General features: G+C 49.4%; 6 protein-coding genes and 1 pseudogene. 2 read left to right on the top strand and 5 right to left on the bottom strand.

Features of this window, described 5'->3' with window-relative positions; genetic code table 11:
* From C5471_RS05245 to C5471_RS05225, 5 genes are read right to left on the bottom strand one after another with little or no spacing between them, the layout of a single operon-like run.
* A complete protein-coding gene (locus tag C5471_RS05245) occupies positions 1–1,239 on the bottom strand; it encodes an ACP S-malonyltransferase (RefSeq protein ID WP_133815765.1) in 1,239 nt (412 codons plus the stop codon).
* Complete coding sequence (locus C5471_RS05240) at positions 1,236–5,819, bottom strand: AMP-binding protein (protein ID WP_133815766.1); 4,584 nt, start codon at positions 5,817–5,819, stop codon at positions 1,236–1,238. Before C5471_RS05240 ends, C5471_RS05245 begins: the two co-directional genes overlap by 4 nt.
* Positions 5,820–5,822: 3 nt before the next feature.
* On the bottom strand, positions 5,823–7,481 hold the full coding sequence (locus tag C5471_RS05235; RefSeq protein WP_207627211.1) for an amino acid adenylation domain-containing protein: 1,659 nt from the start codon (positions 7,479–7,481) through the stop codon (positions 5,823–5,825).
* Positions 7,482–7,534: 53 nt separating this feature from the next.
* Positions 7,535–8,698 carry an acyl-CoA dehydrogenase family protein gene (locus C5471_RS05230; RefSeq protein WP_133815767.1) on the bottom strand — a complete coding sequence of 388 codons (1,164 nt, stop codon included), beginning with the start codon at positions 8,696–8,698 and terminating at the stop codon, positions 7,535–7,537.
* Positions 8,691–8,942: an acyl carrier protein gene (locus C5471_RS05225; RefSeq protein WP_012989112.1), complete on the bottom strand. Its 252-nt coding sequence runs from the start codon at positions 8,940–8,942 to the stop codon at positions 8,691–8,693. The genes C5471_RS05230 and C5471_RS05225 overlap by 8 nt, the downstream gene beginning before the upstream one ends.
* Before the next feature lie 449 nt (positions 8,943–9,391).
* Here C5471_RS05225 and C5471_RS25235 point away from each other — a divergent pair.
* Both C5471_RS25235 and C5471_RS05220 read left to right on the top strand, forming a co-directional pair.
* Positions 9,392–9,786: pseudogene (locus C5471_RS25235) on the top strand (DNA primase); the annotation flags it as partial.
* A gap of 105 nt (positions 9,787–9,891) precedes the next feature.
* Positions 9,892–10,269, top strand: a complete 378-nt coding sequence (locus C5471_RS05220) for a hypothetical protein (protein WP_242688577.1) — start codon at positions 9,892–9,894, stop codon at positions 10,267–10,269.
* Positions 10,270–10,274: the final 5 nt, after the last annotated feature.

Raw genomic sequence — 10,274 nt, 5'->3', positions numbered from 1 at the left:
TCAACGCCCTACCGCATCAAACAAGCTTTGCAACTTCATCTTCTCCATAGACAAAGGGAGACCTCCGCTCTCCTCAATAATCCCCAGCCACTGCTGTGTGCGCTGGTGGAGAAAGTCGCATTCCTCAGGGTTCATATTTTTTTCTTTCATCCTTTGTTTTACCTCATCCCTGATTCGCCGCAGTCGTTCTATCGCCGCCAAATCCGCTATGTCAGGCAGTCTTGAGCTGTAAAGATGGAAATAGCAACACCTGAAAAACTGCTCCAGCCGATTCGCTGTGGCGCTTAAGTCTTCAGCGAAAGTGAAAATTTCATCCGGTTGGCACAGAGGTAGCATAGGCAATCCGGCACGCTCAGACAGATAGCTCAATACGGTTTTCGGTGAAATTTCCAAATAGCGGGTGACACCGTTCTGCGCAACATATTGCAAGCTTTGCAGCCATTGCACCGGAGACGTCAGGTGCTGCAAAATCGATGATTTCAGGTTCTCCGCTGGCAATTCAGCGCCACTGACGTTGCAAACAAGTCTGGAGATAAGCGCATCCGGCTTGCCTGCGTCAGGCAAAAAGTCAAGCCGCGCCTCTAATTCCGCTTTTGCCTCCGCCATTAAAGGCGAATGAAACGGGCCACCGATTTTCAACGGATAAAACAACCCTCCCAACGCCTCCATACGAGGCGCGAAGCGTCGAATATCAGCCATCACACCGGAAACTGTCGCCTGATCAAACGCATCGATGGCGGATATGTACACCTCCACGCCGTCGTCTTTTCTGGCTTTCTCAACTTCCTGAACCACGACTTCGGCTGGGATGTGCAATACCCAACACATTTCGCCCTGATCGTAATTGCGGGCGCAGGCCTCCACCACTTCCGAACGGATGTTCACTATTTTGGTCAGTGTCGCCAGATCAAGATACCCGGCAGAGCACAGGGCTGGATATTGTCCCAGGCTGTGTCCCATCACAAACTCGGGAACCAGTCCACAATACTTCCGTAATATGTCGGCGATGGCGACTGTCGTCGCCGTGAGTGCCAGTTGGGCGATACGCACTTGTTTCAAGGTATCGCGCTGGTCGCCGTGGATAACATCGTATAAATCGACCTGAGACAGCTCCGACACTTCTTCCAGACAGGCCCGATACTCGGGATACTTTCTGAATTCGGCAAACATGTCCGGTTTCTGCGCCCCCACTCCGGGAAATAAAAACACTGTCTTCGCTGAGTCGATAGCGGTTCTCATGCTGAGGCTCCATTAATAATGAGATCGAGCTCCGATTGCGAGAGCTGACAAAGAGGAAAATCCGAAGGGATCAACGCCCGCTCCGGACAATGAGCAGTCTGTCCATCATGAAATGCCTTGTTCCAGACATCGTTCCAGGCCGATAACTTTTCATTCAATTGCGTCAGGTAGCGCCGGGCATCATTACCGTCAGCGCCAAGAACACCCAACCTCAACTCAACGAAAACAGAACCGGACTCGCGACCATCGCGAATAAGTATGTCAAAGTCGGCCACACTCTTTTCGTCGAGATGTCGAAAACCACCCGACAGGGAATGAACCAGATTGAAATGACTCCATGTTCCGCAACTGCCCAGTCCGAAACCAATGTCGTTGATGCAGATTAGTGGCCGCACACCCGTGCCATTCAGCCCCAGTTGGTCTTTCCAGTCCAGACTGCCTTCATACAGGCACGACTTCAACGCGCGCAAAAAGTCGCACGGATGATCTAAGGGAACATTAAGATTCAATTGATTGAAGCCGGTAAACCAACCCACCGCGTTCGCCATTGCTGCATTCCAGATAGCGGGCATTTCCGCCTCGGAGAATAAGCGTCCGTGATTTTCAAACAGCACGGCGGGCTGCTCCAGCAGCACGCCGTTATCCTGCACAACCTCCATCAAAGCGGCAGCGATCAACTGTGAACGTTCAGCTTTGCAGCGTTGCGCCATGAACCCTAAGTTATCGCCGGAAACTGACAGTGCCAAAGTGACGGCAGCAACCGCCGGCAGATAAAAAGCGTCGTCATGTAGCACAGGTTCTGCATAAGAGGTGTGATCCCGCAACCATTTCCCCCAAAGGAACGCTCCCTGCTCCACATCAGCATTAGCCTGGGCCACCGATTCATTCAGCGCCTGATCCAATTCATCCAACAAGAAAATCCATGAGTGCACATCGCAAATAAGGTGATGGCAAACCCAGATCAGATAGTTTTTGTTCGAAACCGGATCGAACACCACTTCATGAACGCTGGGTTGATTCTCCAGACAGACCTCACCTTGCAATTTATTTAGTCTGTCTTCAAGGTGCTCCCCTTGTGCCAACACCTTTCCTTGCACCAACATATCGCAGCCATGCTGTTCCGGCTCCGAAGACGAAAAATGGAATTCGCTCAAATCCCGATTTGCCCTCAGGGAGAAGATTTTATGCCTTGCTTTTACCGCTGCGACGCCAACGTTTATACGCCCGGCGGAAACGGACCGTGGCAGTTCAAGCACCACTCCCTGTTGCAGTCGATCACCGTGTTTAAAGCGGTGTTGCTGGAACCAGCGCACACTAGGTAAATACTTCACCCAGTTTGCTTCGGATCCTTCTATTATGGCCGATATGGCCGAATCGGTTACCGCGTCCTCCGGCTTCTCCGCACACGCTTTTTCAAGCACAGAGCCTAAAGCTATCGAAGTTAACAATTCACTTGCGCCGATCCGAACACCTTCTCTGGCTAGCAACGCGACAAACCGGATCGCTTTGATCGAGTCACCCCCTTGCGCCAAAAATGAGGCCGTCAGATCCACAGTTTGCGGCCAGATCGGCCTTAAAAACTCTGCATCCAGCCATGAAGGGAGTTTGTAGGCTTCCTGCTCCCCCTGACCTTTCTCGTCAGTTGAACGAATATCAGAAGCATCAACCGCCACCCGCCTAGCCTCGGCGGTGAGTACGGCCATATCAACCTTACCATTAGCATTAACCGGCCAGGGCTGCACAGTGCAGTACAGCCCCGGCAGCCAAGCCTCAGGAATTTTGCTTCTCAAGCTTCTCTGGAAATCATGGCTGTCATACGGGACAGGCTTACTGCTGCACAAAGTGACCGTTTCATCTCTATCAATTCCATCAACATCATCAACAATCAGTTTCAGCACCTTCAACTGCCAATGGTGATCATCGTCTTGCCCAAGGTGCGTCAGCGTGTCTTGCACAGCTTTTTCAATTTCCGCAGGATGAATCCGGTGACCACGCACTTTAAATTCATCGTCGATGCGACCAACACAATGAAACACACCCTGTTCGTCCTGCAAACCCAGATCGCCCGTGCGATACCAACGGAGTCGCCCATCAGCGCTGCGCACGAATTTTGCTTCTGTCTGAATACTGTCGTTAATATACCCATCCGCCAACACCGGACCGCCGATCCATATTTCGCCTCTGAATCCACGGGGCATATTTTGGCCCCAGGCATCTCTTATCGACATTTCCGCTTTACCCAGCGCTTTGCCGATAGGCATAATCACACCGTTCGTCTTGCTGTTCCCGCCAGGCCCGCTCACTGAATAGATGCAACACCCTACTGTCGCCTCCGTCGGCCCATACTCATTGATCACCTTGCTGCCAGAAGGATAGAAATCAAGCGCTTTATTCACTAACACGACGGACAAGTTTTCTCCACCGACAACAAAGGTCAACGGATTGTGTCTCTTGGGGCTATGTTCAATCAGTAATGAAAGATGAGACGGCGTACATTTAACGCCCGTCAATGACTCATCGGCGAGAAGAGTCCGCAGCAGTGCCGGATTATCGCGAATGTCCTGTTCGTAAGCTTGTATAAAACCGCCCGATAAAACAGGGATCAGAATAGCAGTCTGCGTCAAATCGAATCCAAAGGAGGTGAACAAAGGCATATTAAACGGTGCCCCGGCAGCGTAAGCCTCTTTGGCCGCCAGCGCATAGTTCGCCAGCGCAATGGGAGAAATCGCAACGCCTTTAGGTTCTCCGGTCGATCCGGATGTATACAGGATATAAGCAGGGTTGCTGTATGCCTGTTTCGACCACGTTGGTTCTGGTCGCTCCTCTGGATGCGACATTTCTTCACATAACGCCTCATCCAGCGAAACGCGCAACAGTGGCAAATCCAACGCTTCCGCCAGATCCCGATCCGTACCCATGTAAATGCAAAGAGAGGCCCCCGAGTTACGGATAATAGTCGATAACCTGACCAAAGGCGTAGTGGGACAAACAGGAACCACCGTCACATTTTCAATAAGACAGGTCAGATAGGCGAGTATCGTTTCAGGAGAGCGTCTTCCCAAGATCAACACCGGATTGTGCCCGGAATGCTGGCCCCGCAACTGCACGCTGAACTGACGAATCCATTGCAAACCCTGGCGGTAAGTCAGGTTACCTAGCTCTACGCCTATACCTTGTCTGAACAACAAATTGTCAGCATAGCGTTCAAAAGCGTCGCGTAAATGAACGCCTATCGATTCTGCTCTGCAATCTAAACAAGCGTTGACTTCTTCTGTTTGCCCCATCACTTCAGCGGCCGCTTCCATTGCATAGTCAATGACAGTTTGCAGGAACGCGCGACATTGGTCGGATGACCACACCTTGCGAAAATCCGCATCAAGCTTGAAGCAGCCGCCCTCGAAGCGGTCGTGGATGTGAACAGTGGCGAACAGCGCCTCCACCGCCTGAATGTGATTAATCTCTACTTCTGCACCTGAGACAGTATGCTGAAACACGCCTGTTTGATAGGAAACACCGAAGGCCGGAATAATCCGCTTCCAGTCTTGCGATACAAAATCCCCCCAACGGGTGCCTGGGGCATAGCGTGAATGCACAATGGCTTTTTGCAGACGGTTTTTAAGGGTGCGATAGCAATCCGCCACCGTCTCCCCCTCCTCACGAAACACCGGAACCAAGACTGGTGCCACCGCCATAACGATTGACCGTTTTTCATCCTCGTTCCAGCGATTCAGCATGGGTGCCTGCAATAAAGCGCCATTGCCGTCTTCAATCACCATTTGCGTATGCGCGACAGCAGCGAAAAACAGCCGGAAAACAGAACCGCCGCTGCTCTTGAATCTGCGCAGCATGTCGTTTTGCGCTTCGCTCAAAACGACCCGTACACGCATAGAGCGAGGCTCCAATCCGCGATAGTCGCCAATCGGATAGCGGCAGGATATTTTGCTGGCACTTGCTGACTGCGTGTCGCCAAAAACACTCCGCCAATACGCGGCGTCCCTTTCCATGCGCCGGGAGCTCTCGTAGTCCCGCTCTCCCTCGGCAATAACAGAAAATAAGGGGGACGCCGCCTTCCCCATGCCCAGAGCTTCCTGCTCCAACGCCTCCGCCAAATGCTCCATCAGTATCGCCAACGCTGCACTGTCCGCCGCTGCATGATGCGCCTTCACAAACCATCCCGACTGTTCTTGTCGGAAACGCACAGCGAAAATTCGTATCGGTGTGAGTGACAATTCCTCCTCCACCAACAGTTGCCGCTCTGCCCAGCTATCGAAAGCCTGCCCAGGCTCCGGATGCCTGCTGAAATCCACCTTTTCCACTTCAGCCTGAGGTGCGTCGTGCCGGACTCCACGCCACTGTATTTCCAACTGTCCGGTTTCCAAATGATCGGTGACAAATCCAATATGGAATACATCCTGAGAATCCCGGACAGTTTCAGCCGCCCGCACCAGTTGATCCAGAGAAAGGGTTCCACTCAGACGCACAACGCCGCCCAGATAAAACCGATGGCCAGACAGATGAAACGCCTCCATTTTAAAAACGGTCTGTTGTGACCGGGATAGCTCAAAAATCGACTGATTCATGACTTAAGCTACCACTTTGGTGAAAAATAGATCCCGCATATTCCTGGCGATGGCTTTCCTATCAAGTTTCCCTGAGCTGGACCTCGGCAAACTTCGAGTCTGCCAATAACGGGTAGGCAACATGTAAGCCGGCACTTGCGCAGAGAGAAATTGACGAATATCCTGCGGATCAAACACCTCTTCCCCTACCGCGATCGCCGCGACAAGCCATTGTTCCTGCTCTTCGTCCTCAACCATACAGACGACAGCCTCGGTAATAGAAGGATAGTTGAGCAGATGATGCTCTATCTCCCCTAGTTCAATGCGCAGTCCGCGTAGCTTAACTTGCGTATCCTTCCGGCCCTGGCAGAAAAAGCCTCTTCCTTCCTCATACCATCCAAGATCACCGGTCAGGTATATCCGTTGTTGAAGTTCCGGGTGGAAAATAAATGCTTTATCGGTCAGGTCCTTCTGGTTGTAGTAGCCCTCGGCCAGACATATCCCGCCAATGGCTATCTCGCCTTCTTCCGAATCTGCTTTCAACGCCAGACTATCCTGGTCCAAGACGTACAACTGACACCCGGTGAGAGCCTGCCCAATGGGGATGACTCCCGGCAAGGTTTCCACGCAATCATAAAAACTGACGTCGATCGCCGCTTCCGTGGGACCGTATAAATTAGTCAACAGACAACGCGAAGCGAATACTTTCTGAAATTGATCAACCAGAGAGGCAGACAGCGGCTCCCCGCTCACATATACCTTACGCAGCGCCGGCAACAGCAAGGTATCCACATTGCCTTCCTGAAGCTCTTGCAGAACCGGCTTCAATAAACTGGGGACAAAGTGGACAACGGTAACATTCTCGTTTTCCAGTGCAGCCACTATACCTCTGGGAAATGACTCCAATCCCGGTTGCAGTAGATAATGACTCGCACCGTTCAAAGCAGGTAAAAATAGCTCCCATAAAGAGACGTCAAAAGTCAGCGCAGTTCTCTGTAGGATAGTGTCCGAATCCGTCATCTCACTGTGAGTCTGATGCCACTCCAGCCGGTTTATGAAAGCGCTATGATTTACCAAAACTCCTTTTGGCGTGCCGGTCGTACCGGAAGTAAAAATTAAGTAGGCGGGATCGGCGGCCCGCAATTGGGGCACTTTTTTGCCAGCGTTTTCTAAACGCTGAAAAGTGGATATTTCTGTCAGACGTTCACGCCTGATCAACTCCAATTCGGCATTAGCCTCAATAAACAGACTCTCCTGCGTCACATTGCAAAAAGCGATACGGCATCGGGCCGTCGCAAACATAGACGCCAACCGGGCGACAGGGGTTTTTACATCAACAGGAAAATAAACGCCGCCAGCAAGCAGTACCGCATATGCTGCCACCAGAAATTCCGGGCTACGCTCAAGACCAATGGCGACGCAATCACCCTGGCATACGCCGCGCTCATTAACCAGATAATGCGCCAGCCGTTGCGCTCTTTCGTATAACTCGCTCCAGGATAAAGAGTTGCCTTTTCCCCACCGTATCGCCGGGTTCTGGTTATCTTTCGCCGTGCTTTCGAAATAATCAGTAATAAGTTGACCAGTTTCCATGATGCCGAAATCCTCTGATTGCTGGCTTTGTTGCTCCCAAACTTCATTACGTCCAGCGTTACAGACGAACGCCAGGTAATAGCACCCCATCAGCCAGACTAAGCAGTCTGTCTTTTCAGGGTGAAATAAATTTAAGGAGTGGTTTATGAGATAGTCTGTGCAAAGTTGCAGTTGTACCGATTACATACCTCCTTGCCGATCAACATTTTTTGCAGCTCATTGCTACCTTCAACAACTTGCAGTATTTTCGCATCCCGATAGAGCCGGCTGACGCCATTACTCTCATCGCAACCGTGACCACCATGAATCTGCACGGCTTTCGCCGCGGCAACGCCAGCTTCCTGCGAGGCGAAAAGCTTGGCTTGAAGAATCTGCTCAAGAGCATCTTCATCCCTTGCTTCTTTCGCTTTTGTCGCTGATAAACAAACGAGTTGAGAGGCTAGCAGGCTACCGGACATTTCTGCCAGGTAACCGCGAATGATGCCTTGGTCCGCAAGTAACGAACCAAAGGTGGAGCGGGAGTTGGCCCTGCGAGCAGACGCCGCCAATGCCGCCTGTTGTATTCCCAGCGCCGCCCAGGCCACACTGATGCGACCAAAGTCCAACGCGTTGTTAGAGATGAGGTTTTGTCCAAATCCAGGCTTTCCTACAATATTTGTCTTAGGAACCCGGCAATCGGTGAAATCCAACACCGCCAGATATGCGCTCTTAAAGCCCAGCATATTTTTCTTGGCGGTCACTTTTAACCCTGGGGTATTTTTGGGAACTAATACGGCGGTATCCAACCCCTGGTATTTACCGAATACCAGAAATAGATCCGCGATCTGGGCGAAAGTAATCCAGGTTTTTTGCCCATTAACCCTCAGATAATCTCCATCTTCTTCAAACTTAGTCGACAGGTTTTTAGAGTCGCCACCGGCGGAAACTTCAGTTTGCGCGAAGGCACCAATGATTTCGCCCTTCACCAGCGGCGCGAGAAAGCGCTGTTTCTGATCTTGAGAACCCCAATCCTCGATGGTTTTCAACACCATTGAGTGAACATTCAGCAAACCGGTGAGCGAGCCGCTCCCGGCACCGATGGCCATGTTCAGCAATCCGAAAGTCGTGGCATCAAACCCCAGACCGCCGCTCTCAGTTTTCGCTAAACCACCTAACCAACCGTTATGCGCAAGTTTTTGCACAACATTTACGGGCGTCGCTTCTTCCAAGTCCCATTCATCGGCATAAGGAGCGACTTCAATAGCTGAAAATTGCTCAAATGCCTGTAACCACGCATTTTGCGAAGGTGACAAAAAGCGATTAAGCATTTACCGCCACCTTTCTGTCTAAGAAGTTGCAGACCGCCTGAATGCTGGAAAAATTGGCATTATCAAGGTCATCGATTTCAACCTTAATTTTGAAGTTTTTTTCAAGAAAGGAGATTAACTGGATAGCGGCCAAGGAGTTAACCAAGCCGGTTTCGAAAATATTGACTGAATCGTCTAAATCTTGCTTACCAGCAAGTTTGCACAGGTATTCAGACACTAACTTTTTACGCGCGGATACGTCCATTACTTACTTTCCTCTGTGAGCTCAATTTCATTGATCTTTTCTTTACAAAACCAGCCTGGAAACCGCTTATATGGACTAGAGCAACCGCTCAGGTCACTGATTTATTTAAAAAATCAATGATAAAACGAACTGTTCCAGGGCGCACAAAACAGTGCAGAATAAATATCCATGCGGGATGGCATGGAAAAATAGTTAACCACGAGATTAGCCTTTCTCAGGGTAATCTGACTTAAATATAAGCATTTTGGTCAATACGTGAAATTATTGTTATATCCATGTAATAAATGTAAGCTTTTTATGTAACTTTTGTCAATATACGTAAATTCAGTCAGCATCTCCGGCTCGCTAATTTTCCTGTACTGTTTCCGTAACACGTCTATAACCTCTTCCTGAGTCTCCCTCTGTTTAACATTCCACACTGAATCTTTAGATATTTGGACTAAACACTTAGTGGAATCAACAACGCGATTAACACAATGAAATTGCAATTCCCTGTTATCAGAGGGCAGCTCAGGAAAATCATCAGCTTTAGTAATGGTGTTTATAATTTATCGACGAAGATGTTTAAGCCTCACCAACCTGAACACTGACGAATGAACCATAATGGCATTGAGTTTACCCAGCCCATAAGAAGGGAAAAATTACAGGCACACGCCTCGCATTTTTATCGCTGGTTATCCCATGCCGCGAGTAATGATGTGAACAAGATGGCCCGCATTAATACCACTCTATTTATGATATTGGCAAACCGTTATCGCGTCTTTAATTAGCCGGTGAACACAATACCGCAAACGGCAATATAAAAGCACTGGATGAAGCCAGGGGGCATTATCAGTTTGTCGGGTTCAGGGAGCATTCTGATAAGAGTTAAATTATTTTTGTTGACCCTGTTTATTATATAAACGAAGATGTCAGAATAAGTAATATTAAACTGATGTAAGGAAGGCGTATGACATATAAAAAATATAATCCCAGTGTGGAAGGTTACATGGGGGATTTTTTAAGGGGTAATGTGGGGATTAATCAGCTAAAGCCTCAACATGAATTTTTTGATGCCGTAGGATTAGAAAAGGCATTAAGTGATAATACTCAATACCATATTGTTCTTACGTTATCAGAAGCCAAAAGCATTATTAAAGATATAAATCCTTTTCGTTCACCGAATCCATATGACGGAGAAGCATTTACAAGAGGCATAGAGGAGGAAAACAAGAAAAAAATCCTATGTCGTATGTATTTTCTGTCACAGATCCTGTTTCTACCTATGCCGGAAGTATCTATGATTTACATGGGTTCTATGAAGTTTGTAGAGAGTTTAAGAGGTTAAATATC

The organism is Photorhabdus tasmaniensis, assembly GCF_011189505.1.
Taxonomy (GTDB): Bacteria; Pseudomonadota; Gammaproteobacteria; order Enterobacterales; family Enterobacteriaceae; genus Photorhabdus; species Photorhabdus tasmaniensis.
The sequence above is the reverse complement of the archived record's forward strand: the minus strand, read 5'-3'. Positions and strand labels throughout refer to the sequence as shown.